Annotated in this window: 22 protein-coding genes and 1 tRNA gene; 12 read left to right on the forward strand and 11 right to left on the reverse strand. The window is 66.1% G+C overall.

What is annotated here, in order from left to right; genetic code table 11:
* The first annotated feature begins 173 nt into the window (after window positions 1–173).
* Window positions 174–4,661, forward strand: a complete 4,488-nt coding sequence (locus IM760_RS13720; RefSeq protein WP_204430295.1) for a phosphodiester glycosidase family protein — start codon at window positions 174–176, stop codon at window positions 4,659–4,661.
* A gap of 11 nt (window positions 4,662–4,672) precedes the next feature.
* A complete protein-coding gene (locus IM760_RS13725) occupies window positions 4,673–5,410 on the forward strand; it encodes a LamG domain-containing protein (RefSeq protein ID WP_204430296.1) in 738 nt (245 codons plus the stop codon).
* Between the two features lie 45 nt (window positions 5,411–5,455).
* On the opposite strand, the gene IM760_RS13730 is transcribed toward IM760_RS13725, so the two are convergent.
* Window positions 5,456–6,148 carry a 4'-phosphopantetheinyl transferase family protein gene (locus IM760_RS13730; protein WP_204430302.1) on the reverse strand — a complete coding sequence of 231 codons (693 nt, stop codon included), beginning with the start codon at window positions 6,146–6,148 and terminating at the stop codon, window positions 5,456–5,458.
* A 120-nt stretch (window positions 6,149–6,268) separates the two neighbouring features.
* Here IM760_RS13730 and IM760_RS13735 point away from each other — a divergent pair, with 120 nt between their 5' ends.
* Genes IM760_RS13735 through IM760_RS13745 form a run of 3 tightly spaced genes read left to right on the forward strand, consistent with a single transcriptional unit; the run spans window position 6,269 to window position 8,518 of the window.
* A complete protein-coding gene (locus IM760_RS13735; RefSeq protein WP_204430303.1) occupies window positions 6,269–6,829 on the forward strand; it encodes an NADPH-dependent FMN reductase in 561 nt (186 codons plus the stop codon).
* 40 nt (window positions 6,830–6,869) lie between these two features.
* Window positions 6,870–7,589: an SDR family oxidoreductase gene (locus IM760_RS13740; protein ID WP_204430304.1), complete on the forward strand. Its 720-nt coding sequence runs from the start codon at window positions 6,870–6,872 to the stop codon at window positions 7,587–7,589.
* Entirely contained in the window at window positions 7,586–8,518 is a 933-nt protein-coding gene (locus IM760_RS13745) for an acyl-CoA dehydrogenase family protein (RefSeq protein ID WP_204430305.1), read from the forward strand. The genes IM760_RS13740 and IM760_RS13745 overlap by 4 nt, the downstream gene beginning before the upstream one ends.
* A 38-nt stretch (window positions 8,519–8,556) precedes the next feature.
* On the opposite strand, the gene IM760_RS13750 is transcribed toward IM760_RS13745, so the two are convergent.
* Entirely contained in the window at window positions 8,557–9,585 is a 1,029-nt protein-coding gene (locus tag IM760_RS13750) for a hypothetical protein (RefSeq protein WP_204430306.1), read from the reverse strand.
* Window positions 9,586–9,725: 140 nt separating this feature from the next.
* Between IM760_RS13750 and IM760_RS13755 the strand changes: the two genes are divergently transcribed.
* The 4 genes from IM760_RS13755 (at window position 9,726) to IM760_RS13770 (ending at window position 12,901) form a co-directional block, all read left to right on the forward strand.
* The gene (locus IM760_RS13755; RefSeq protein WP_204430307.1) at window positions 9,726–10,037 is read left to right on the forward strand and encodes a DUF1330 domain-containing protein; all 312 of its coding nucleotides are present in this window, start codon (window positions 9,726–9,728) and stop codon (window positions 10,035–10,037) included.
* Between the two features lie 57 nt (window positions 10,038–10,094).
* Window positions 10,095–10,850, forward strand: a complete 756-nt coding sequence (locus IM760_RS13760; protein ID WP_204430308.1) for a DUF4336 domain-containing protein — start codon at window positions 10,095–10,097, stop codon at window positions 10,848–10,850.
* A 91-nt stretch (window positions 10,851–10,941) separates the two neighbouring features.
* Window positions 10,942–12,294, forward strand: a complete 1,353-nt coding sequence (gene gdhA, locus IM760_RS13765; RefSeq protein WP_204430310.1) for an NADP-specific glutamate dehydrogenase — start codon at window positions 10,942–10,944, stop codon at window positions 12,292–12,294.
* 361 nt (window positions 12,295–12,655) lie between these two features.
* Window positions 12,656–12,901, forward strand: a complete 246-nt coding sequence (locus IM760_RS13770; protein ID WP_204430311.1) for a GreA/GreB family elongation factor — start codon at window positions 12,656–12,658, stop codon at window positions 12,899–12,901.
* A 111-nt stretch (window positions 12,902–13,012) separates the two neighbouring features.
* On the opposite strand, the gene IM760_RS13775 is transcribed toward IM760_RS13770, so the two are convergent.
* From IM760_RS13775 to rpsU, 6 genes are all read right to left on the reverse strand, one after another.
* Window positions 13,013–14,119: an endonuclease NucS domain-containing protein gene (locus IM760_RS13775; protein ID WP_204430314.1), complete on the reverse strand. Its 1,107-nt coding sequence runs from the start codon at window positions 14,117–14,119 to the stop codon at window positions 13,013–13,015.
* Window positions 14,120–14,181: 62 nt separating this feature from the next.
* A tRNA-Ile gene (locus IM760_RS13780) sits at window positions 14,182–14,258 on the reverse strand.
* A gap of 140 nt (window positions 14,259–14,398) precedes the next feature.
* Window positions 14,399–16,303, reverse strand: a complete 1,905-nt coding sequence (gene rpoD / locus IM760_RS13785) for an RNA polymerase sigma factor RpoD (protein WP_204430315.1) — start codon at window positions 16,301–16,303, stop codon at window positions 14,399–14,401.
* A gap of 133 nt (window positions 16,304–16,436) precedes the next feature.
* Window positions 16,437–18,359, reverse strand: a complete 1,923-nt coding sequence (gene dnaG / locus IM760_RS13790) for a DNA primase (protein ID WP_204430316.1) — start codon at window positions 18,357–18,359, stop codon at window positions 16,437–16,439.
* 56 nt (window positions 18,360–18,415) lie between these two features.
* Window positions 18,416–18,862, reverse strand: coding sequence for a GatB/YqeY domain-containing protein (locus tag IM760_RS13795; RefSeq protein WP_204430352.1), 447 nt, complete (start codon window positions 18,860–18,862; stop codon window positions 18,416–18,418).
* A gap of 42 nt (window positions 18,863–18,904) precedes the next feature.
* On the reverse strand, window positions 18,905–19,120 hold the full coding sequence (gene rpsU / locus IM760_RS13800; RefSeq protein WP_014993329.1) for a 30S ribosomal protein S21: 216 nt from the start codon (window positions 19,118–19,120) through the stop codon (window positions 18,905–18,907).
* 197 nt (window positions 19,121–19,317) lie between these two features.
* On the opposite strand from rpsU, the gene tsaD reads away from it, so the two are divergent.
* Window positions 19,318–20,349 carry a tRNA (adenosine(37)-N6)-threonylcarbamoyltransferase complex transferase subunit TsaD gene (gene tsaD / locus IM760_RS13805; protein WP_204430318.1) on the forward strand — a complete coding sequence of 344 codons (1,032 nt, stop codon included), beginning with the start codon at window positions 19,318–19,320 and terminating at the stop codon, window positions 20,347–20,349.
* Here the strand turns inward: tsaD and plsY are convergent.
* Entirely contained in the window at window positions 20,333–20,947 is a 615-nt protein-coding gene (gene plsY, locus IM760_RS13810) for a glycerol-3-phosphate 1-O-acyltransferase PlsY (protein ID WP_204430321.1), read from the reverse strand. The two genes, tsaD and plsY, sit on opposite strands and share 17 nt — an antisense overlap.
* A 47-nt stretch (window positions 20,948–20,994) precedes the next feature.
* On the opposite strand from plsY, the gene folB reads away from it, so the two are divergent.
* Complete coding sequence (gene folB, locus IM760_RS13815; RefSeq protein ID WP_204430323.1) at window positions 20,995–21,351, forward strand: dihydroneopterin aldolase; 357 nt, start codon at window positions 20,995–20,997, stop codon at window positions 21,349–21,351.
* Entirely contained in the window at window positions 21,351–21,842 is a 492-nt protein-coding gene (gene folK, locus IM760_RS13820) for a 2-amino-4-hydroxy-6-hydroxymethyldihydropteridine diphosphokinase (protein ID WP_204430330.1), read from the forward strand. Before folB ends, folK begins: the two co-directional genes overlap by 1 nt.
* Before the next feature lie 19 nt (window positions 21,843–21,861).
* On the opposite strand, the gene IM760_RS13825 is transcribed toward folK, so the two are convergent.
* Both IM760_RS13825 and IM760_RS13830 read right to left on the reverse strand, forming a co-directional pair.
* Window positions 21,862–22,794 carry a hypothetical protein gene (locus IM760_RS13825; RefSeq protein ID WP_204430332.1) on the reverse strand — a complete coding sequence of 311 codons (933 nt, stop codon included), beginning with the start codon at window positions 22,792–22,794 and terminating at the stop codon, window positions 21,862–21,864.
* A gap of 81 nt (window positions 22,795–22,875) precedes the next feature.
* On the reverse strand, window positions 22,876–23,766 hold the full coding sequence (locus tag IM760_RS13830) for a hypothetical protein (protein WP_204430335.1): 891 nt from the start codon (window positions 23,764–23,766) through the stop codon (window positions 22,876–22,878).
* Window positions 23,767–24,234 lie beyond the last annotated feature (468 nt).

Raw genomic sequence — 24,234 nt, forward strand, 5'->3', positions numbered from 1 at the left:
CGCCCCATGGGACGAAATCACTGACATAAACCCTGTCATCCCCGGGTCACCGCTCTGCAACAGGCGGCCACTACCGTACCGGCTTCGTTTGGTCCCTTTACCGATAATGACCGGGAGAAAAAACGGTGAGCAGTCGTCCCAGGTGGCGCCACGCAGGCGTGGCCCCGTTAAGCTTGTTGGCCGTCGCCGCGCTGAGCGGCTGCGGCGGTGATACCGATACCGTCTATCGTGATCGGGCAGTGGATGTGCCCTATGTGGAGGATCTGTCCGGCGCGGAATCGTTCACCGCCAACGTGATCGCGCCACCGGAGGACGCCGAGGCGCAGTTCGCGCCGGCCACCCCGCCCACCGTGTCCGGCACCACCGCCCGGGAAACCGTGCCCACCGAGATCACCGACTTCCACCGCTACGCGGTGAACCGGGATCTGACGATCACCCGGGGCCGGCTCAACCACACCCGCGACGAAGCCATTATCAGCGCCGAGTTCAATCTCGGCGACAGCCTGTCGCTGGTGCCGGTGACCCGCTCGCGGGGGCAGTTCTCCTTCGAGCGCACCACCACCTCGGCCAATCACGCCATCGACAACGGCGACAACCTGATCCTGGCGGTGAACGCGGATCCCTACAGCATGACCCAGGGCTGGAACAGCGGCCTGATCAAGAAGGATGGGGTTACCTACACCGGCTTCTCCGATCGCAACGAAGATCTGATCGTGGTCTACCAGGACGGCCGCGCCGATATTCTGCGGGACGTACCCACCTTCACACTCAACCTCTATCAGGACGGCAGCGCCCTGGGTGAGCTGGGCACGGTGCACTACTTCGACAACGCCACCCAGGTGAACACCGGCTTCAGCCGGGGCAACGGCGAGGTGGAACTGTACCTGGCGGAAAGTTACCGGGGCACCGTGGACCTGACCGGTCGCTCCGCCGCGCTGGTGAAGGCGGAAGCCAACGGCATCAGCGTGGTGACCCTGGAACACGGCGGCATCAGTGCCCAGCTGCCGCCGCTGAGTGGCACCGTGGTGGGCCGCGTCGAGGACCGCGACGGCTATGTGATCCCCGCCGGCCACGCCCTGCTGGTGGACGACGGCGCTCTGAACAGCGGCGCCCGGGTGGACATCCGCTATGAAACCGACGACCCGGACTGGGCCGAGGTGAAAAGCGCCCTGGGCGCCGGCTTTGGTCGGGGCCTGCTGGTGGAGAACGGCCAGCTTGGCGACAACCAGAACGAGAACGCGATCAGCGGCCGCACCGCCTTCGGCGTGCGCGCCGACGGCAGCTATTTCTTCCTGGTGGTGGACAAGCCGGTGGGCTCGCTCACCGACGGCATCACCGAAACCAAGCTGGGCCAGTTGATGATCGCCTACGGCGCCGACCGCGCCATCAATCTGGACGGCGGCGGCTCCACCACGCTGGCGGCGCGCCTGCCCGGCGAACGCTACACCTATCTGCTCAATACCCCGTCCGATGGCGGCGAGCGCGTCACCGCCACCAAGTGGGGGCTGGCGCTCAACACCGAGCGGGCCCGCGCGGCCAGCGACGCGGTGGCGGTCTACCCGCGCACCATTACCCTGATGGCCGGTTCCACCTACCGGCGCTTCAAGGGCGTGGGCTATGACGCCGGGTCCTGGGAGCGCGGCGGCGAGGTGCCGGAATACGGCATCAGCGACGCCGGCCTGGGTCTGATCGACGCCCGCACCGGTGCCTTCCGGGCCGGTGACGGTAACCACGAAGGCTATGTGGTGGTGCAAGTCGGGGACCGTAAAGGCGTGGCCCGGGTCCGCGTCACCGCGGAACTGGACGAGATCCGTTTCGCCAGCGCCGCCATCGCCGTGGACAGTGGCGCCACCGTGGCGCTGCAACCGCAACTGATCAGCCAGGGCGAGGCGGTGACCTTCTCCGCCGAGGCGCTGGCGTATCAGGTGGACGACGCCGCCCTGTGCCAGGTGAACGCCGACACCGGCGAGGTCACCACCGCCCCGGTGCAGGGCCGCCAGTGCACGGTCACCGTCAGCGCCGCTGGCAAGAGCGCCGCGCTCACCATCAATATCGGCGTGGCGCCGGAGATCGTCGCCGATTTCGAGGGCGACGTGAGCATGTTCCAGGCCGCCGGCGCGCGCCATCGCCGGGTGGAGATCGAGCGCGTCCAGGACCAGGTGTTCGACGGCGCCCATTCCATGGCGTTGCGCTGGGAGGCCAACCCGGACCAGCCCGGCACCTTCGGTGCCTACCTCACCGACCCCGGCGGTGTCACCGAACTGCCGGGCTATCCGAAATACCTGGGCGTGAACGTGTACATTCCCGATGAACTGGCCGGCAAGGTCTGGTGGGTGCGGGGCAGCCTCAAGGACGCGGACGGCAAGACCGTCACCATCAACTACAACAACGACGGCGAGCAGCTGCCGGAGCGCGGCTGGCACTTTATGAAGGCCAGCATCGGCAGCGGCTACCGCGAGCCGCTGACCTTTTATCAGCCGTTCCGCTTCCTGGTGTTGAAAACCGCCGAGCGCATCGATTCCCAGGTGGTGCTCGATAACTTCACCGCCATCTACAGCGACGACACCGACCTGGCCGGCCCGGGCGTCACCGCCACGCCGGCGTCCGGCGATACCGTGGACAGCGCCGACCCGCTGATCGCCCTGCAGGTGAACGACGCGTCCGGCGTGGACTTCGCGGCCAGCCAACTGACCCTGGACGGTCGTGACGTGTCCGCCGACCTGACCAACAACGGCAGCGACCGGATCCGCTATCAGGCCGCCGGCCTGGATGACGGCTGGCACCGGGTGGACTACCGCCTGTTCGACATCAACGGCAACGTCACCGCCGGCAATTACCTGTTCAATGTGGTCACCGGCGCGCCCCGTCTCTATATCGACAGCGACAACGTCCAGCTCTACCCGGGCGGCACGTTCAGCATCCCGATCCGCGCGGTGGGTGCCGGGGCGTTCAATGACCTGTCCCTGACTCTGGACTACGACAGCACCAAAGCCACCATGACCGTGGAAGACGGGGACCTCACCGCCACCGGCGTCAGCGAGACCAGTGGCCGCTGGCAGGGCCGGTTCACCGGCTTCAGCGACGCCACCGGCGTGGTCGCCTACCTGAACCTGCGGGTACGCGATTACATTCAGAACACCTTCGTGTCGGTGGTGGTGAACGGCACCCTGGACGGTGACACCTTCCATCACCCGGTGGTGCGCAAGGAAGTGGGCAGCCGTTACCGCCTGCTCACCGACTGGGGCATCGAAGGGGAAAGCACGCGGATGCTGGTGGTGGATCAGGCCGGCAATCCGGCGCCCGGCGTGACCCTGGAAACCTTCCGCTATAACAGCGGCACCGATCAGATCAGCGATGTCACGGTGCTCGGCGACACCGATGCGGAGGGCCGGCTGAACGTCACCCTGCCGGCCGCCGCCGGCACCCAATCGCTGCTGTTCCGCGCCTACAACGGCCAGGGTTCCTCGCTGATGACCGACGTGCGGGCGCTGGTCGAGCGGCTCGGCGAGACGCCGCGCTACGTGTTCCTCACCCCCGGCCGGGACGCCACCGCCATGAACGTGGCCTGGTTCACCGCCAGCACCGTGACCGACTCCCGGGTGCGCTTCGGCGTTGGCGGCCTGGATCGCGAGATCACCGGCGAATCGCGCATCGTGCCGTTCTTCTACGGCAGCGAAGCCGGCGTGGTGCGCGTGCACCGGGCCACCCTGGACGGCTTGCGGGCCGGTACCGACTATCAGTATCGGGTGGGCGCCGACGGGGCCATGAGTGAGACTTTCCGGTTCGCCACTGACGACGGCGACGACCGGGTGCGCATCCATCTGTTCGGCGACACCCAGACGGTGTCCAACGACAACCTGTTCAACGGCAGTGGTCTGGTCACCGAGCTGTACCGGAAGATGCAGGCCCAGTTGCCGGACGGCGACCTGATTCTGCACGTGGGCGACTTCACCGAGGACCTGACCGACTACCGGCTGGTGCGGCTGTTCTTCGAGGCGCTGGAAGGCGACGACATGCTGGCCTCCCATCCGTTCGTGCCGGCCCAGGGCAACCACGAGGTCTACAACGAAGGCGCCGAGAAGTTCGCCGACCTGATCCCGCTACCGGGCAATGACAGCGGTCTGCCGGCGCCCTATGACGACGCGGTCTACAGCTTCGATCGCGGCCCGGCGCACATCGCCGTGATCACCTCGGAGCTGCAAAGCGAGGCGGACTGGCCGGTGATGATGGACTGGCTGCGCCGCGACATGAACGCCAGCGACGCCACCTGGAAGATCCTGATGGTGCACCGCCCGCCGTACAACGGCAACGCCGCCTCCGGCAACGGCCGTTCCCAGGCCTATATTCCGGCGGTGGTGGATGAAACCGGCATCGACCTGGTGCTCTCCGGCCACGACCACATGTACTCGCGCAGTCTGCCGCTGACCGCCGGCAAGCCGGCACCGGGCGGCGCCACCTATCTGATCGCCGGCTCCGACTCCGCCAAGTACTACGACAACAACGGCGGCGGCATCGCCCTGCTCGCCGACGTGCTGTTCGACGACAACGTCAATACCTACACCACCCTGGACATTCAGGGCGAGGCCATGCATGTGCTGACCCGCACCCTGGACGGCACCGTGGTGGACGACGTCACCCTGCACCCGCGCACCGACCGCTGAGGAGAGCCGCGATGAAACTGAGAAACGCTTTGCCGATCACGCTGCTCGCCGCCGCCCTGGCGGCCTGCGGTGGCGACGACGACACCCGCTATGTGGACCGGGACGACCCGACGCCGGTGGAGTACATGCCGGTGGACGGCTACGTGCTGGGCTTCTGGGTGATGGACGCCCAGGACGACTGCGACGGCCCCTGCATCAATGACCATTCGCCCTACGGCGATCCGCTGTACGGACTGGACGCCGACGATCAGCCGGCGGCGCCGACCCTGGCCGACGGCGGTGAGGTGGCGCGCGTGGCGGTGTTCGCCGACGACTACCGCCTGGCCACCCGCGACACCGGCTCGCTGAACAACAGCGTGATCGGCGAACGGTTCACCCTGCACCTGCGCGCCCGCACCGATCAGGCCGATGCGGTACCGGTGCTGGCGCTGGCCGGCGAGGGCGGCACCGCGCTGCGCATCAGCCTGGCCCGCGACCGCCTGCTGGTGGAGCTGCCGTCGCAGAACCGCCGGCTGCTCACCGCTCTGGACGCGGGCGACGGCTGGCGGGAAATCCAGCTGGCCGCCGACGGCCAGCGGGTGACGCTGGCGGTGGACTGCGACACCGTGGAAGGGTTCGACGTGGCGCCGGGCCAGCCGGTGCTGAGCAGTGGCACGCTGGGCGCCGTGGTCGGCGCGGGCTTTACCGGCGCGGTGGATCTGGTGCGGATCAGCCGGCGGGACGAGGGCAATCTGTTCTGCGCGGAATAATCGCCCGCCCCGGCAACAACAACGCGGCCTCCGGGCCGCGTTTTTTTATGCGGGCACGGTGATCCAGCTGAGCAGGCCCGCCGGGTCTTCTTCCACCCCGAACGCCAGGCTGTCACCGGCGCGCCAGTCCGCGGACAGTCCGGTGAGCAGCCGGATCCGGTCGCCTTCCAGGGCGGCGTCCTGAAAATAGAAACGCCGGCCGGTGAGCGGGTAGAGCGCCTTGAACAGGCTCTCCTTCACCGAAAACGTGAGGGTGACGCGGCGGGCCAGGTCCTGCCCGGACAGGCCGGTCAGGGTGTCGCGCTCCGCCGGGGTCAGCAGCTCGTCGCGCAGCCGCGCCGCCCGCGCCGGCGCCAGCCAGCGCTCCCGGTCCAGGCCCAGGCCCCGCCACTGGCGGGCGTCGCCGGTGAGCGCGGCGGCCTCGCCGTGGGAATGGGTGATGGCGCCCACCGCCCCGGCCGGCCAGCGCGGCGCCCGGTCATCGCCGGTGCCGGGCACCGCGTCCAGGCCCGGTGCCCGGCGCAGGGCGGCGCGGGCGCATACCCGGCCGGCCAGGTACTCGGCGCGGCGTTTGGCCACCGCCCGCCCCAGCCCGGCGGGCAGCGGAATGCCGGCCTGCTCGAAGGCCTGCTCGGCGAACGCCTCGGGGTGGTAGCGGCAGCGCGCCAGCACCAGGCCGGGGCCCCGGGCAAGGGTTTCCAGATCGTGCAGGCAAGGGGGCAGAGCGATGTCGGACATGGCGCCTAGAATAGTGCGCCCGTGGCGTGGCGGCCAGCGGCCCCCGTTGCGCCCGGTGCCTGGATAGTGCTAAACCCGGTGTTCCGTTTTTCTTCGCCGTTATCGCACAAGGAGTCCAACATGCTGCGCCTCAACGTGATCATCGCCAGTACCCGCCCCGGCCGGGTGGGGTCCGCCGTGGGCACCTGGTTCTATGAGCTGGCCCGCCACCACGGCAATTTCGACGCCCGCTGGGTGGACCTGGCGGACTTCAACCTGCCGGTGTTCGACGAGCCCTATCACCCCCGCCAGCAGAACTACCAGCACGAACACACCAAGCGCTGGGCGGCCAGTGTGGCCGAGGCGGACGCCTATGTGCTGGTGGTGCCGGAGTACAATTTCGGGCCCACCCCGGCGCTGCTGAACGCGCTCAACTACGTCTACCACGAGTGGAACTACAAGCCGGCGGCCTTCGTCAGCTACGGCGGCATCTCCGGCGGCATGCGTTCCGTGGAGGCCACCAAACCGACCCTGACGACCTTGAAAATGATGCCGCTGATCGAGCAGGTGGCGGTGCCCATGGTCCAGGAGCAGCTGGAGGACGGCACCTTCAAGGCCAAGGACGTCCAGGAGAAGTCCGCCATCGCCATGCTTGACGAGCTGAAGCGCTGGGCCGACGCCCTCAGGCCGATGCGCGGCTGAATCAACAACAGCTGAATCAATAAAAAAACGGGAGAGCTTCATGAAACGCACCTACCTGATTACCGGTGCCACCAAGGGCATCGGCCGCGCCACCGCCGAGCGGCTGGCCGCCGCCGGCCACGGCGTGGTGGGCATTGCCCGCCAGGGCGACGACCCGGACTTTCCGGGCACCCTGGTCAGCGCCGACCTGGGTGACCGGGACCAGGCCGAGGCGGTGTTCAGCGACCTGGCCGGTCGCTTCGACTTCGACGGCCTGGTCAACAACGTGGGCATGATCAAGCCCCAGGCCCTGGGCGAGATCGATCTGGACACCTTCGACGCCATCCACGCCCTGCATCTGCACCCGGCCATCCAGGCCAGCCAGGCGCTGCTGCCGGGCATGAAAGAACGGGGCTGGGGCCGCATCGTCAATGTCTCCAGCCTGACCATCTTCGGCCTGCCCGGGCGCACCGCCTACGGCAGCGCCAAGGCGGCCATGGTCAACTTCACCCGCACCTGGGCCCTGGAGCTGGCGCGCACCGGCATCACCGTCAACGCCATCGCCCCGGGCCCCATCGAGACCGAACTGTTCCGCGCCAACAACCCCGAGGGCAGCGACCGGGAAGCCGCCTACCTGGCCATGGTGCCCATGGACCGACTCGGCGAGCCCCGCGAAATCGCCGCCACCCTGGAATTCATGCTCGGCGAGGACAGCGGCTACATGACCGGCCAGACGATCTGCGTGGACGGCGGCGCTTCCGTCGGGCGGGCCGCGTTTTGAGCGGGCGTTGGGCGGCATTGCGTGACCTGCTGAGCGCGCCGGCCACGGTCACCGCGCCCCACGATCTGACGGCCTGGACCCGGGGCTGGGCGGCGCTGTCGGCGGAGCAGGACGACCCGGTGGCCCTGGCCCTGCACGGCGGCTTCGCCGCCGACCGGGTGGGCTGGGCGTTCGCCGCCGGCTACCAGGCGGCCCTGCGCCGGCTGCTGGCGAACTTCGGCCTGGCGCCCGACCACGGCGCCCGCCTGGCCCTGTGCGCCACCGAGGAGGGCGGCAACCGGCCCCGGGACATCGCCACCACCCTGCGCGCGGACGGCGACGGCTGGCGGCTGGACGGCGCCAAAAGCTGGATCACCCTGGGGCCGGTGTGCGATGAACTGCTGGTGGTGGCGCGGCTAGCGCGGGAGGACGACCGCCCGGCGTTGAAAGTGGCGCGGGTGCCCGCCGGCGCCGACGGCGTACGCCTGCAGGACAAACCGCCGCTGGCCTTCGTGCCGGAGATTCCCCACACCGCCGCCACCTTCGAGGCGGTGGCCGTGCCCGGGGACGCGCTGCTGGACGGTGACGGCTACGACACCGTGGTGAAACCCTTCCGCACCGTGGAGGACACCTTTATCGCCCTGGCGGTGCAGAGCTGGCTGCTGCGCGAAGCCCGGGCGCGCGGCTGGCCGGCGGACTTCGCGGAAGCGCTGACCGCCAGCCTGGTGACCCTGGCCACCCTCAGCGATCGGCCCGCCGACGACCCGATCACCCATCTGGCCCTGGCCGGTGCCCTGGCCCGCACCCAGAGTCTCTACCAGCAAGCGGACGGCCTCTGGGACGGCGAGACCGACGCCGCCGCCGACCGCTGGCGCCGCGACCGGCCCCTGTTCCAGGTGGCCGGCAAGGCTCGCGCGCTGCGCGCCCAACGGGCCTGGGAACGGCTCTGACCGCCAGGAACGGCGGTTCGACCGCGCGTGGGTGGGTGTTAGCGCAACGGCGTGGCTTGAAAGAAACCGGCGTTTTGAGGGGCGGTGATGTCCAGTACCCGGCCTTCCTGGTCCTGGTGGACCGCCTGGTCGGCGCCTACCGGCGTGCCATCATCTCGCCGCGCCGCGCGGTCCCCGACCGGGTTGAACCACCAGGACACCGGCCGGCCCGCCTTGAAGCGCACCCGCAGCCGGGTGCCTTCGGGATACGACAGCGTGCCCAGGGCAAAGGCTTCGTCCAGGGTGCCTTCGGCGCGCACCGGTCGATGTTCCGCATCCAGGTAGACGCGCCCCTGGAGCACGGCGCCGGCCACCGGCACCGCCTCGCCCTTGGGCATGTCCACCAGCCAACGATCCGGGTCCCGGTGGCCGTTGGCGTACATCGTGCCTTGCGAGGCCCGCAGGGCACTGGCCGCGGGTAATGGTGCGCCGTCCAGCCGGTTGCCGGCGGCCAGCACGCAACCGCTGACCCACTCCGGGGTGCCGTCACGATCCAGGTCCGCGGTCAGCGGTTGGTCGCCGGCGCAGTGCCAGCCACCCCACGCCTGATCACCGGCCAGCGTCATGCGTAGCCGTTGCGGGTAGTAGTGCCGGCCCTCCTCGCCCAGGTACAGAAAACGCCGCACCGCCGACGCCTGGAATCCGTAGGCCGACACCGGTGTAGGGAAGGCCGCCCGCTCAAAACTCTCCAGCCGGTCTTTTTCCTTCAACACCAGCTTGCTGCCGGCGGGCATGTCGATGCCGGCCACCCGCGCCGGCGCTTCCAGAGTCACCTGCAGGGCCGCCTGCTGCCGTACCCCGGAGACCAGCGCCCACAGGCCCAACGCCTGCCAGGCCACATAGGGCACGAACAAAACGCCCAGCCCCGCCGACAGCCACATCGCGGCGCGCCGGTGCCGCTGGCGCCAGCGCCGCGCCCGCGGGTGGAGCCGCACCGTCAGCCAGAACAACGCCAGCGCCGCCCCGGCCAGCATCGACAGCGTCAGCAGGCCGAGAAAAAGCGGAGAAAAAGAGGCGACCGGAATCACAGCGTCCATCCATCGACGAAGGGGCGCCCGTTATAACAGGGGTGCCGCCGGCGCCGCCAGGAACCGCCGGGCAAAACGGTCATTGCCGGCACCGGTGGTGCGAGGGATAGTCAGGTTTTCGCTTCGACGAGGATCAATCGATGACTTGCTATGCCGTGGCCCTGATCGACTTCACCGACCCGGGCTGGATCAAGGACTACGTGGCCGGGGTCACGCCCATGGTGGAACGGGCCGGCGGCCGCTATCTGGCGCGCACCGGCGCGGTGGACCAACTGGAAGGGGAGGGCACGCCGCCGCAGACCTTTCTGATCATCGAGTTCCCGTCCCGGGAAGTGGCCGAAGGCTTTTACCGGAGCGAACAATACGCGCCGTTCAAGGCGGCCCGGCAACAGGGGTCGGTGGGCCCCTTCTTCCTGGTGGAGGGTATTGACGGTTCCACCGCGCCGGCCTGATGCACGGCGGGCTCCGGTCCCGTTCCGGCCTGGTCATTTTCTGGTAAGGAGCGATCAATGAAACGATCGGCGAAGCCGGCCCCCGCGGCCCGGCAGGAGTGCCGCCATGACACCCCGGTGCAGGTCGGCGAGGACCTGTGGCTGGTGGATGGCCCGGTGGTGGACTTCTACCGGCTCTCCTATCCCACCCGCGCGGTGATCGTGCGTCTGCCCGACGGCGGGCTCTGGGTGTGGTCGCCGGTGCCCCTGACCGACGCGCTGCGGGCCTTCGTCGACGGACTCGGGCCAGTGCGCTATCTGGTCAGCCCCAACAAGCTGCACCATCTGTACCTGGCGCAATGGCAGCGGGCCTGGCCGGACGCCGAGCTCTGGGGCCCGGCCTCCACCCGCCGTAAGCGGCCCGATCTGACCTTCACCGGTACCCTGGACGACACTCCGCCGGCGGCCTGGGCCGGCACCCTGGATCAGATCTGGCTGCGCGAGGCCCTGTTTCTCGACGAAGTGGTGTTCTTCCACCGCCCGTCGCGCACGGCGATTCTGGCGGACTTCAGCGAGGCGTTCAGCGACGATTTCCTGCGCCGTCACTGGAAGCCCTGGCAGCGTTGGATCGCGCGGCTCTGGGGCATCACCGAACGGCCCGGCAAGGCGCCCCTGGAAGTACGGCTGAGTATCCTGCGCCGCCGACGTGCCCGCGCCCGGGTGCGGCAAATGCTTGCCTGGCGGCCGGAAAAGGTGATCATGGCGCACGGCGTTTGGCGCGCCGACAACGGCACCGCCTATCTGCGCCAGGTTTTCTCCTGGTTGGGGGTTTAGGGCCGGACCCGCTTGGGCGGTGACGCCCGTTTTCTTCGTCTTTTGTTTTTGAGCCGCCTTATTGTTCGGCTCGTGGCTACAGGGAGTTTTTATGAGCCAGGTTTCCAGCATCATGGCCGGTCTGCGACAAAGCAGCCCGGGGCAGAATGAGTTTTATCAGGCCGTGGAAGAGGTACTGGAGGTATTGACCCCGGTGCTGGACGCCGAGCCGCGCTACCACAACGAGGGCGTGCTGGAGCGCCTGGTGGAGCCGGAGCGCCAGATTCTGTTCCGGGTGGCCTGGGTCGATGACGCCGGCGTGGTGCGGGTCAACAAAGGCTACCGCGTCCAGTTCAACTCGGCGCTGGGCCCCTATAAGGGTGGCCTGCGTTTTCACCCCAGCGTGAACAGCGGCATCATCAAATTCCTCGGCTTCGAGCAGATCTTCAAGAACGCCCTCACCGGCCTGCCCCTGGGCGGCGGCAAAGGCGGCTCGGACTTCAACCCGAAAGGCCACTCCCCGCGCGAAATCATGGCGTTCTGCCAGGCCTTCATGACCGCGCTGCACCGCCACATCGGCGCCACCCTGGATGTGCCCGCCGGGGATATCGGTGTGGGCCAACGGGAAATCGGCTACCTCTATGGCCAGTACCGGCGGCTGAGTGGCCGCTTCGAGGGCGTGCTCACCGGCAAGTCGCCGGGCTGGGGCGGTTCCCTGGGTCGCAAGGAAGCCACCGGTTACGGCTGCGTGTATTTCGCCGAGAACATGCTCGCGGAGAAAGGGGAGACGCTGAAAGGCAAGCGCTGCCTGGTGTCCGGCGCCGGCAATGTGGCGCTCTATACCCTGGAGAAACTGACGGAACTGGGCGCCCGGCCGATCACCTGCTCCGACTCCAGCGGCACCCTGATCCACCCCGCCGGGCTCGATGTGCCGCTGCTGAAGACCCTCAAGGAACAGCAGCGCGCGCCGCTGGCGACCTACCTGGACAGCCACGGGGACGCCCGCTTTGTTCCGGCGGAGGCCTACGAAAACGGTGGCTCGGCGGTCTGGCAACAGCCCGGCGATCTGGCCTTCCCCTGCGCCACCCAGAACGAACTGACCGGCGCCGACGCGGAGGGCCTGCTCGCCAACGGCGTGCGCGGCGTGTGCGAAGGCGCCAATATGCCCTGCACCCGCGAAGCGATTTCCCTGTTTCTTCGCGCCGGCATTCAGTACGGCCCCGGCAAGGCCGCCAACGCCGGCGGCGTCGCCGTCAGTCAGCTGGAAATGCAGCAGAACGCCGCCATGGCCCGCTGGCCCGCGGAGCAGGTGGACCGTACCCTGCGCGCCATCATGAGCGACATCCACCGCCGCGCCAGCGACACCGCCCGGGAATTCGACGCGCCGGGCAACCTGGTCCTGGGCGCCAACATCGCCGGCTTCCGCCGTGTCGCCGACGCCATGATCGACCAGGGCGTGTTCTGAACGGCGACGCTATCAGGCTGGCTTGCTTTATCTTTTTATTGGGCTATGGTCGAGCGTTGAGTTCATTCATGGTTCGAGGCACGCCGTGATTATCCGCCGCATTTTTCTGACTGTTTCCCCCACCTTCCTCCCCTAAGCCGGACGGGTCCGCCCGTCCGGCGTTTCGTGCTTTATCCATATCGTTAATTTCCAATCAGGAGATGTGCTGATGGCGCCCCTGTGTGCGCGACGCCGCCTGCCCGGTTTATCGGCGAAGGCGCGCGGCTACCTGTCCGTTCGCGGATGGTGGATGTTGTCCCCGTCGTTGCTCGGCGGTTTGTTGGCAAGAATGGAACAAAGAAGGGACCGGCGGGACCGCGCGATGATCGCGGACATCGACACCCGGGTCTGGATCATCGACCTGGACCACGGCGGCGAGATGGACTTCGTCCTGGTGGAACCCGCCCGCGCGAAGCCCAACCGCCGCCTGATCTCCATCCTCTCGCCCTTCGGCGAGGCGCTGTTTGGCGCCCGCGTGGGCGACATGGTGCACCCCAGATTTCTCGGCCACGAATACAGTGTCCTGATCAAACGAGTGGAACCCTGGCGGGAGTCGGATCATGAGTAAGGAAAGAGAAAAGAAAAAAGCGAAGAAAACGCTGAAGGAAAAACGCAGAGATAAGAAGGAGAGAAAGTAGCGGGATGAAGGATGAGCTTGGCGCCAGGGAGGGCGGCCGGCTTATTTCAAACCGTACCGCCAAACCTGTTTAAGTCGCTCAACCGTGTGAGACCACTTGGCGGTCGTAGGCTTGCAAACGGAATTCTGGTTGCCGAACAGCCCGGTTTCCGTAAACGCCTGGCTGGCGGGAACGGCCAGCTCCCATCGGATCGGCACGACGTACTCGGTGGTCTCCTCGGGTTCAGAAGCCAGAGCCTTGTAATCAACGGTGCTCTGAAGCTCCGTCAGGGGCGTCCCCTCTACAATAAACTCGGCCAAAGGCATGCGCTCACCGGTAACGATACCCACGCCAACATAGCCTGTTTTGGGGATGTTGACCCAGACACGGTCGCCTTCCGACAGCATACAGAGCGTATTGGAATACCAGGTGCCACCGCCAGCGCTGATGAAGCCGTAGCGGCGAGCATCGTCCCAGTCCCGGCGAAAGTCGGTACCGAACGAGACGTAGAACTCCCCGTTCCAAGGCTGGCGCACCCCTCGCGTATTAGCGAGATGCTGCGTCTCCTGCGGGTCGATCATCCAGGCACGGGACAAATAGCGCTGGTCGCCGTCACTGAAGGCGGAGAAAAAGACCGCGTTGATACCGACACCATGGCGGTTGTTCAGGTAATTGATGATCCGCTCCGAACTGGCATCCAGCTCGGACGCCACGATCACCATCTGGTGGGATTCATTCAGGCTCACCTCGGAAAGCGGCAGACCAAAGCGCGCCTGGAAAGCGGCATCGAGACTGGAGTTCGGCAACTGGTGACGGTGGGCGAAATCCACATAGCAATCCACCAGATCCGAATCTTCCAGGGTCTCCACCCAGGAGGCATAGTCGATGGCCTGGGCCACCACATCGCGGGGTGTCTTGTCCCGCTTCAGCTCAATGATGATCACGCTGCCATTGGCATCCAGGGCCAGCAGGTCGATGCGCTTGTCGAAGGCGGTGCGGACCTGACGACCGATCAGAAGCCAGTCGGCATTGAGAATGGAAACATCCCGGACGATCAACTCTTCCAGCTGGTTCTCATCATCCAGCCGAGCGGTGCTGAGGCGTCGTGGTGCGGCGATCTCATTTCCCGTAGCCGGGTTGACGCGCCAAATACCCTGTTGGATGGCCATGTTTCCTCCCCTGACTCTTTGATGAAGGGTGTGTAATGGCTTCTGGTAGTCGCTATCGAATGTGGTGGGCCCACCAGGACTTGAACCTGGAACCAACGGATTATGAGTCCGCTGCTCTAACCAATTGAGCTATAGGCCCGCTGAGCGGTCTGGCTGTCTTTAAAAGGAGGGCGTGTGTCTTTTGTGTGTCTGTCTCTACGTCCTTGTGGCGCCTTTCCGGCGCTTCTTATAAAACGGCCCGGGCGGGGTTGCCGTCCGGGCCGGTAGTTATAAACCAGCTTACATGTCCGCGTCCAGGAAACTGCGGAGGTGCTCGCTGCGCGAGGGGTGGCGCAGCTTGCGCAGGGCCTTGGCCTCGATCTGACGGATCCGCTCCCGGGTCACGTCGAACTGCTTGCCGACTTCTTCCAGGGTGTGGTCCGTGTTCATGTCGATGCCGAAGCGCATGCGCAGCACCTTGGCTTCCCGGGCGGTGAGGTTGGCCAGCACTTCCCGGGTGGCTTCTTCCAGGCCCAGGGAGGTGGCGGAGTCCACCGGGGAGTCCATGTTGCCGTCCTCGATAAAGTCGCCCAGGCTGGAGTCCTCGTCGTCGCCGATGGGGGTCTCCATGGAGATCGGTTCCTTGGCGATCTTGAGCACCTTGCGCACTTTGTCTTCCGGCATTTCCAGGCGCTGGCCCAGTTCTTCCGGGGTCGGTTCGCGGCCCATTTCCTGGAGCATCTGGCGCTGCACGCGGTTGATCTTGTTGATCGTCTCTATCATGTGCACCGGAATCCGGATGGTGCGGGCCTGGTCCGCGATGGAGCGGGTGATGGCCTGCCGGATCCACCAGGTGGCATAGGTGGAGAACTTGTAACCGCGACGGTATTCGAACTTGTCCACCGCCTTCATCAGGCCGATGTTGCCTTCCTGGATCAGGTCCAGGAACTGCAGGCCCCGGTTGGTGTACTTCTTGGCAATGGAGATCACCAGACGCAGGTTGGCCTCGACCATTTCCTTCTTGGCGCGGCGGGCCTTGGCTTCACCGATGGAGATGCGGCGGTTGATCTCCTTGATGTCCGCCACCGGCAGGCCGACGATCTCTTCCAGCGTGCTGATCTTGCGCTGGTTGCGCTGGATGTCTTCCTTCATCAGCGACAGCTTGTCGCCGTAGTCCTTGGCTTTCTTGCCCTTGAGCTGGCTGTCCACCCAGTCGGTGTTGGTTTCGTTGCCCGGGAACACCTTGATGAAGTCGCGGCGCGGCATGCCGGCGCGGCGGATCGCCAGGGTCATGATCTGGCGCTCGAACTTGCGGGTGGTGTCCAGGTGGTTACGGGCGGCGTTGAGCAGCTCGTCGTAAATGCGCGGCACCAGCTTGAACAGGGTGAAGTGCTCGGCCAGGGCTTCCTGGGCCTTGGCGGTGCTGGCGTGGTCGCGGCCGTTGCGCTTCAGTGAGCGCAGGGCTTTTTCCTGGCGCTTGCGCAGTTCCGCGAAGCGCTCGGCGGCCAGTACCGGATCCAGACCACCCTCGTCTTCCTCGGAGTCGTCGTCGGATTCCTTGTCGTCGGACTCCTCGTCGTCGTCCTCGTCTTCCTTCTCTTTTTCCTTGGCGGCGGCCTCTTCATCCTTTTTCTTCTGGCTGAAGCGGGGTTCCTTGTTGGCGTTGGTCGCCGCGGCGCCGTCGTCGTCCGGGTCCAGGTAGCCGGCGATCACGTCGGTGAGCTTGCGCTCCTCGTCGACGATGCGCTGGTATTCATCGAGCACCATGTCCACCGCGCCGGGCCAGTAGGCCAGGGCGTGCATGACTTCGCGGGTGCCTTCCTCGATGCGCTTGGCGATCTCGATTTCGCCTTCGCGGGTGAGCAGCTCCACGGTGCCCATTTCGCGCATGTACATGCGCACCGGGTCGGTGGTGCGGCCGGGCTCGTTCTCCACCGAGGCGAGCACGGCGGCGGCTTCCTCGGCGGCCATCTCGTCGGTGCTTTCGGCACTCTCGTCCATCATGATCTGATCGGCATCGGTGGCTTTCTCGACCACGGAAATGCCCATGTCGTTGATCATCTGGATGATGTCTTCCACCTGATCCGTGTCCGTGATGGACTCGGGCAGATGGTCGTTCACCTCGGCGTAGGTCAGGTAACCCTGTTCCTTGCCCAGCGCGATCAACTGCTTCAGCTGTGATTGCTGCTGTTTTTGAGTGCTCATGCGTAAAGCCCGTAGGTTGACGAGGTGTCTTGGGGAAACGGCGTATTATACGTGGATATGGGGGTCGGAGCCAGTTTGTACAAGGTGGTGTGCGTGTCCCGGCATGGCCCCGGCGGCGCGCCGGGGGGCCGGCTCAGCGGTCCCGGGCCGAGGCTTCGCGGGCCCGGTGCCGGGCGTCGGCCAGGGCGCGGATCAGCTCCGCCAGCCGCGCCACGTCTGGATCGGGGCGGCGCTGCTCTTCTTCAAGGGCCTGCTCCAGGGCCAGGGTGTGCAGGTGCTGCAGGGCGTCTTCCCAGTAGAGGCGCGCCACCCGGGCGTCCATGGGCGGTTTGAGCGCCTCGCGGAGCAGCGTGGACAGGTCCTCGCCCTGGTCCAGGGCCATCGCCGCGCCCAGCAGGGCGGCCGGCGCGCCGCCCTGGTCCCGGGCGGTGTGGGCCACCTGGATCAGCAGGTCCTTCTGTGCCAGTTGCAGCCGGTCGAGCCCTTCCGGCAGCGGGTGCTCTTCCAGCACCTGGGGGTGCGAGAGCAGCACCAGCACCAGCCGTTCCACCAGGGTCAGGCCGCCGCCGGCGGGGCGCGCCGGGCGGCGGGGCCGGGCGGCCGGGGCCGGCTGGCCGTAGTCGTCCGGCGGGCCGTCCCAGTCCGGTGGCGGGCCCGGGTCGTGATCCGGGGGCGGCGCGTCCCAGGGGGCCGCCTCCGGCTCCCGGCGCGGTGCCGGTGCTTCGGCGGCGGTGCGCCGGCCGGGCAGGCTCTCGCGCAGCTTTTCCAGGGACGCCCGCTCCAGGCGGGTGAGCCGGGCCAGCTCTTCCTCGAGCAGCGCCCGGTACACCGGCCCCGCCGGCTTGTCCAGGAAGGGCAGAGCCAGCCGGGCCAGACGCGCGCGGCCGTCCACGGTATTCAGATCCAGTCCCTCGGACAGGTGCCGGAACAGGTAGGTGGCCAGGGTATCCGCCTTGTCAGTAAGCGCTAACAACGCCTCCGGGCCCTGGGCGCGCACCAGGGTGTCCGGGTCCTCCCCTTCCGGCAGGAACAGGAAGCGGGCCTGTTTGCCGTCGTCCAGGGCCGGCAGGGCGGATTCCAGGGCCCGCCAGGCGGCGCGCCGGCCGGCGTTGTCGCCGTCGAAGCAGAACACCACCTCGTTGACCTGCCGGAACAGGGTGTGGCAATGGTCCTCGCTGGTGGCGGTACCCAGGGTGGCCACCGCGTTGGGCACGCCGTGCTGGGCCAGGGCGATCACGTCCATATAGCCTTCCACCACATACAGGCGGTCGGTCTTGTCCCGGCTCTGGCGCCACTCCCACAGGCCGTACAGCTCCTTGCCCTTGTGGAACACCGGGGTTTCCGGGCTGTTCAGGTATTTCGGCTTGCCGTCGCCGAGCACCCGGCCGCCGAAACCGATGGTGCGGCCTCGGCTGTCGCGGATCGGAAACTGGATGCGGTCGCGGAACTTGTCGTAGGTGCGGCCACTGTCTTCCTTGCGCACCAGCAGGCCGGCGGTGAGGGCCTGTTCGATGCCCTCGTTGTCCAGGCTCAGACCCTGGCTCAGGTTGTCGTAGCCCGGCGGCGCGAAGCCCAGGCCGTAGCGGGCGGCGATCTCGCCGGTGAGGCCACGGCCCTTCAGGTACTGCACCGCCTTCTGCCGGTCCGGGGCGCTCTTGAGCTGCTGGCGGTAGAAGCGTTCCGCCCGGGTGAGCAGGTCGTAGAGGGTCTGCAGCCGGTCCCGTTTGGCCCTTTCCTTGCGCGCGTCGTGGCCTTCCTCGCGGGGAATCTCCATGCCGGCGCGGGTGGCCAGCTGCTCCACCGCCTCGGGAAAGTTGAGGTGGTCGTACTCCATCAGGAAGCCCACCGCGTTGCCGGAGGCGCCGCAGCCGAAGCAGTAGTAGAATTGCTTGTCCGGGGCCACCGTGAAGGACGGCGTTTTTTCCTGGTGGAAGGGGCAACAGGCGGAATAGTTGCGGCCGGTCTTCTTCAGCGGCACACGGGCGTCGATCAACGCCACCAGATCGGTGCGAGCGAGAAGATCCTGGATGAAGTGTTCGGGAATGCGGCCGGCCATGGAAGGAAATCTTCCTCGCAGTGTCGCGCCGGATCAAGCAATGGCGCGGGCCAGCGCTAGCTCAGGCGTTGTTTGACCTTGCCGCTGACGGCACCGATGTCGGCGCGGCCCTGCAGTCGCGGCTTGAGCTCGCCCATCACCTTGCCCATGTCCTGCATGCCGGCGGCGCCGGTGCTGGCGATGGCGTCGTCGATCAGGGCATCGATTTCGGCGTCGGTGAGCGGGGTGGGCAGAAATTCCTGGAGCACCGCCATTTCCGCTTCCTCGGTCTCGGCCAGATCGTTCCGGCCGGCGTCGCGGTATTGCTGGGCGGCGTCCTTGCGCTGCTTGATCTGCTTATCGAGCAGCGCAAGGATGCGCGCGTCGTCCAACTCGATGCGTTCGTCCACCTCGACCTGCTTGATCGCGGCGGTGGCCATCCGCAGGGTGCCCAGACGGGCTTTGTCCCGGGCGCGCATGGCGTCCTTGACGGCGGCGTTGAGTTGGTCCTTGAGCGCGCTCATTACGGCAGCGGTCACACGCCGGGCGGGCGCCCGGCGACAACCTTAGTACAGGCGCTTACGCGCCAGCTGTTCGCGCTGGAGCTTCTTCAGGTGACGCTTTACAGCGGCGGCACGCTTGCGCTTACGCTCCTGAGTGGGCTTCTCGTAGTTCTCGCGACGACGGACTTCGGAGAGCACACCGGCTTTTTCGCAGGAACGCTTGAAACGGCGCAGGGCCACGTCGAAGGGTTCGCCTTCTTTCACTTTCACCTGAGGCATGAAGTATCACCTACCTTGAATATTGCGGTTAATTGGAGCTGCCGGGGCTCAGGTGTCCCTCGGGCAACCGGTCGGCCACCCGGGCAGCAGGGCGCGAATTCTACCTGAGCGCGGAGCAAATGCAAAGCCGGGGCCGGAGCGGTATCATGCGCGCCCCGGCCGGGCATCGCGTCCGGACCGGTGAAACGGGAGCAAAAATGCGCGTATTGGGCATCGAATCCAGCTGCGACGAGACCGGCGTGGCCCTCTATGACACCGAGCGCGGCCTGCTCGGCCAGGCCCTGTTCAGCCAGATCGACATGCACGCCGCCTACGGGGGCGTGGTGCCGGAACTGGCCAGCCGCGACCATGTGCGCCGCCTGCTGCCGCTGATTCGCCAGGTGCTGAGCGAGGCGGGTTGCGGCCCGGAGCAGGTGGACGGTGTCGCCTTCACCGCCGGCCCGGGGCTGGCCGGCGCGCTGCTGGTGGGCGCCGGCGTGGGCCGGGCCCTGGCCTATGGCTGGGGCGTGCCGGCGGTGCCGGTGCATCATATGGAAGGCCACCTGCTGGCGCCGTTGTTGGAAGACGATGGCCCGGAGTTCCCGTTCGTGGCGCTGCTGGTCAGCGGCGGCCACTCGCTGCTGCTGGACGCCCGTGCCCTGGGCGACTACCGGCCCCTGGGTGAGTCCGTGGACGACGCCGCCGGCGAGGCCTTCGACAAGGTCGCCAAGATGATGGGCCTGGGCTACCCCGGCGGGCCGCGGGTGGCCGCCCTGGCGGAGAAGGGCCAGCCTGGCCGTTTCCGCTTCCCCCGGCCGATGACCGACCGGCCCGGCCTGGATATGAGCTTTTCGGGGCTCAAGACCTTCACCCTGAACACCATCAACGACCTGGGCGGCGCCGAGGCGCTGTCCGATCAGGACCGGGCTGACATCGCCCTGGCGTTCCAGGACGCGGCGGTGGATACCCTAGTGATCAAATGCCGGCGGGCCATGGAGCAGACCGGCGGCGAACGGTTGGTGGTGGCCGGCGGTGTCAGCGCCAACCGCGCCCTGCGCGAGAAGCTGGACGCGGCCATGGCCAAACGGGGCGTGCGGGTGTTCTATCCGGGGCTGGCCTACTGCACCGACAATGGCGCCATGATCGCCTACGCCGGCGCCCTGCGCCTGGCCGCCGGCGAGCGCAGCGGCCTGCCCATCGCCGTGCGCCCGCGCTGGCCGCTGGCGGAGCTGGCTAGCCTTTCTTCCTGAACCCCAGCTCTTCGCCGCTGAGCAGCTTGGCCAGATTGGTGCGGTGGCGGAAGATCATGATCGCGGTCAGCGCCACCATCGGCCAGAACGCCGCCGGCAGCCAGAACCACAGGCTGATGGGCGCCGCCACGAAGGCGCTCAGCGACGCCACCGAGGAAATCCGCGTCACCGCGAACACCGCCAGCCAGACGGCGCCGGCCACCAGACCGGTGGGCCAGTGCAGCGGAAACAGCAGGCCGAAGGCGGTGGCCACGCCCTTGCCGCCGCGGAACTGGAAGAACACCGGGAACAGATGGCCGAGGAAGGCGCAGAAGCCCACCAGGGCGGCGCCGAAGGCGTTCATGCCGAGGCCGTAGGCCACCGCCACCGGAACCGTACCCTTCAGCACATCGCCCAGCAGCGTCAGCGCGGCGGCGGGCTTGCCGCCGATGCGCAGCACATTGGTGGCGCCCGGGTTGCTGGAGCCCTGGGTGCGCGGATCCGGATAGCCGAACAGCCGGCACACCAGAATGGCGCTGGAAATCGAACCCAGCAGATAAGCGGCCGCGCACAAAGGCAGCAGCCAGACTCCGCTTTCCTGTAATGCTAAGGTGTCCACCGGCTATAATCCCGCTACGAAATCCCGGGGCATTATCAAGGACCAGCATGGACATCGTCTATATCAGCGACCTGAAGGTCGACACGGTGATCGGCATCTACGACTGGGAACGCCGCATCCGCCAGACCGTCAGTCTCGACCTGGAAATGGCCACCGACATCCGTCGCGCCGCCGCCAGCGATCACATCGACGACGCGCTCAACTACAAGGCCATCGGCAAACGCATCATCCAGTATATCGGCGACAGCGACTTCCAACTGGTGGAGACCCTGGCGGAACGGGTGGCGGAACTGGTGCGCGACGAGTTCGGCGTCAGCTGGCTGAAGCTGCGCCTGAGCAAGCCCGGCGCCCTGCGCGGTTCCCGGGACGTGGGCGTGATCATCGAGCGGGGGGAGCGGTCCTGATGCCCACGGTCTATCTGAGCCTCGGTTCCAACATCGACCGCGACCACAATATCCACTCCGGCCTGGACCAGCTGGCCGCCGAATTCGGCGCCCTGGGCCTCAGCCCGGTGTACGAAAGCGAAGCGGTGGGGTTCAGCGGCGACGCCTTCTACAATCTGGTGGCGTCCCTGGACACGGACCTGCCGGTGGGCGAGTTGGCTGAGCGCCTGCGCGCCATCGAACGGGCCCACGGCCGGGTGCGCGGCGAAAAGAAATTCGCCAGCCGCACCCTGGACATCGACATCCTTACCTATGGCGACCTCACCGGCGATATCGACGGTGTGGAGCTGCCCCGCGGCGAGATCCTCAAGCACGCCTTCGTGCTGCGCCCGCTGGCCGACCTGGCCCCCACCGCCGAGCACCCGGTGCTGAAGCGCACCTACGCGGCGCTGCTCGAGGACTATCGCTTCCCCGAACAGCGCCTGTGGCAGGTGCCGTTCGTCTGGCCTTGAGCGGGCTCGGCAGACCGGCTCAGAAGGGCGCGAATATCGGGCCGATGGCCTCCGTGACCCACTGCTCGAATTCCTCGCAGGTGTAATGGGTGCCCACGCCGTTCAGGGTGATCAGAATGTCATCGGGCTCCACCACGGTCAGGTTCAGGCTGGTGCCCTCGCCGCCTTGCAAGGTGAGGTCGCCCTGGGTCGGGCAGAGCTGGAAGAAAAACGGGGTGATCGGTGCGTGGGTGGTCAGGGTGATGGAGCCCCCGGTCAGACCCACCTGGCCGGAAAGCTCCATGACCGGGCCCGTGCCTTGGTCAGACAGTCGCTGGGTGTAGTCTTTCAGCACCCAGTTAAAATCTCCGCCTTGCAGTTCGCTGTTTTCATCGATATCAACCAAATAGCCCAGGGTGCCGTTCACGTTCTCGAAATTCGGGCTTTCCAGGCCGCTCTCAAAATTGACCGGCATAGCACCGTCGAAGTGAAAGACGATGCGGCCATTCAGTTCACTCTGAGGGTTCTCGTCCACGATTGAGACACGATAGTCGTCGGCCTCGATCAGGCTGGGTGGGGACTCCCGGTCATCGCTGGAATATTCGATACTCAGCGCGCCGTCCACGATGATGCGATTGTTCGGGCCGTTTTCCTCCACAACGCAGTCGTTCGCCGTCAATCGCACCGGGCGTCCTTGTTCATCCTTGACCACCGAGCCTTGTCCGCTCAGACAGTCGCTCCCGTCCATTAGATAATTCACCGGCGAGAAAAACGTCTCCGGGCCAAAAACCAGAAAACCATTCAGCACCAGAATGTCACCGGTGACCCGGGCCGCATTGTTTTCGGTGAAAACCAGTGCGCCGGCGGACGCCTCCGGTTCCGGGTCGGGTCGATAGTTGTCGTCCTCGCAGGCGGACAGCAGTGCGGACGCGGCGAGCAGCGCCGCCATGGCGTGGTGTTTTTTGAGTTTCATTTCGAGTCGCCCCCCTAAGAGCGTGGACCCGACCGGACCTTGCCACCCTGGCTCGGTCCTGACCGGGTTTGGTGGTGGTGATCAGTGATTGATAAAGGCCAGGTATTCGTCGCAGGTGCGTTCCGGCTGGGCCACGCCGTTAACGGACACCACGATGTGGTCCTCGCCATTGAAGGTGGCGCTGGTGTAGCTGCCGTCGGCGGCGGTGAGCGTCAACGTGCCGGACACCGCGCAGGACGAACCGGACGGACGGCGCAGGCCGTCGCTGCCGGTGTCCACGGTCAGGTAGCGGTCGCTGTCCGGCAGACTGATGCCGCCGTTCATGATCTGGATGATGTCGGTGCCGCTCACCGAGCTCTGGACCTGGAAGTCCTGGAAGGACAACTCCACGATTTTGTCGCTGGAAAGAAGTGCCTGGAATTTGTAGCGCCCGTTGGCCAAATAGCTCGGTGGCGATGAGATGGGACCGGGAAAATCAATGGTGCCGTCGAATTCGACAATTTGGTGAACATTGCCAAAGGAAAGCTCTTCAGAGAATTCTTCCATGGAGAGCTTTACCAAATTCCCAGCATCATCGTATCCGTAGTTCACTACGCCGGTGTTAAGCGAGTAGGCGCCCGGGCCATAACTGAGTTTGCAATCGTTGTAGGCCGTGCTGACAGCTCGATCATTGCTATCGGTTTGCACCAGCATGTCGCCGCTGCCCTCGTCGTTGCCGAAATGGCACGAGCCGGTAAAGGCTTGATCAGCAAGCTGAGGCCAATAGTTAATGATCTTTGGCGCGGCGAAATAGCTTTCGGTGGATTGGTTAAGCGCCACCGGGGCGCTAGTTTCGGTAACGGTGGGTTCGCCCGGTTCCGGATCCGGGCGGTAGTTGTCCTCTTCACAGGCGGTGAGCAATACGGACGCGCACAGCACGACGGGCACGCCCCAGCGGATCGCCGGAGCGCGGCGGTAAGAATAAAGTCTCATTTTTCCCTATCCCAAGGCAATTTTTTCTTAAATTTAAAGCAATGGAGGCAATTAAAATTGCCAGGAAGAGCTTATAGAAGCGGAAAAGCGAAGGGAAAGAAATTTCGAGAGAATACACAACAATTTGTGTATTGAAAGAAGTTGTGAAGTTGATCTTGCTGCGAACCCCCTAAATCGTGCGAGCGCGTCGACAACAAATGTGCAGCGTGCGTACTTATGTGGCGCTGCGCCCGCACTTTGATCTTATAGCAATTTTTTTTGCTAAAACAAGTAGGAAGTAAGGGTCTAAAAGTTAATTTATTCAACAGGTTGGAGGTGGCGTCTGGCACTTTGAGTTTGATCGTGTTGAACTTTTTGCGCTGGGCTGTAAGTATCATTTGTCTTTCGCTTACCTGAAGCGAGCCATAATTTATAAAGGGTATCCGGATTATCTGGTTGGTATGCGAGAGAGAAAGGTGGCCGACAAAC

The organism is Alloalcanivorax marinus (assembly GCF_016906305.1).
GTDB lineage: Bacteria > Pseudomonadota > Gammaproteobacteria > Pseudomonadales > Alcanivoracaceae > Alloalcanivorax > Alloalcanivorax marinus.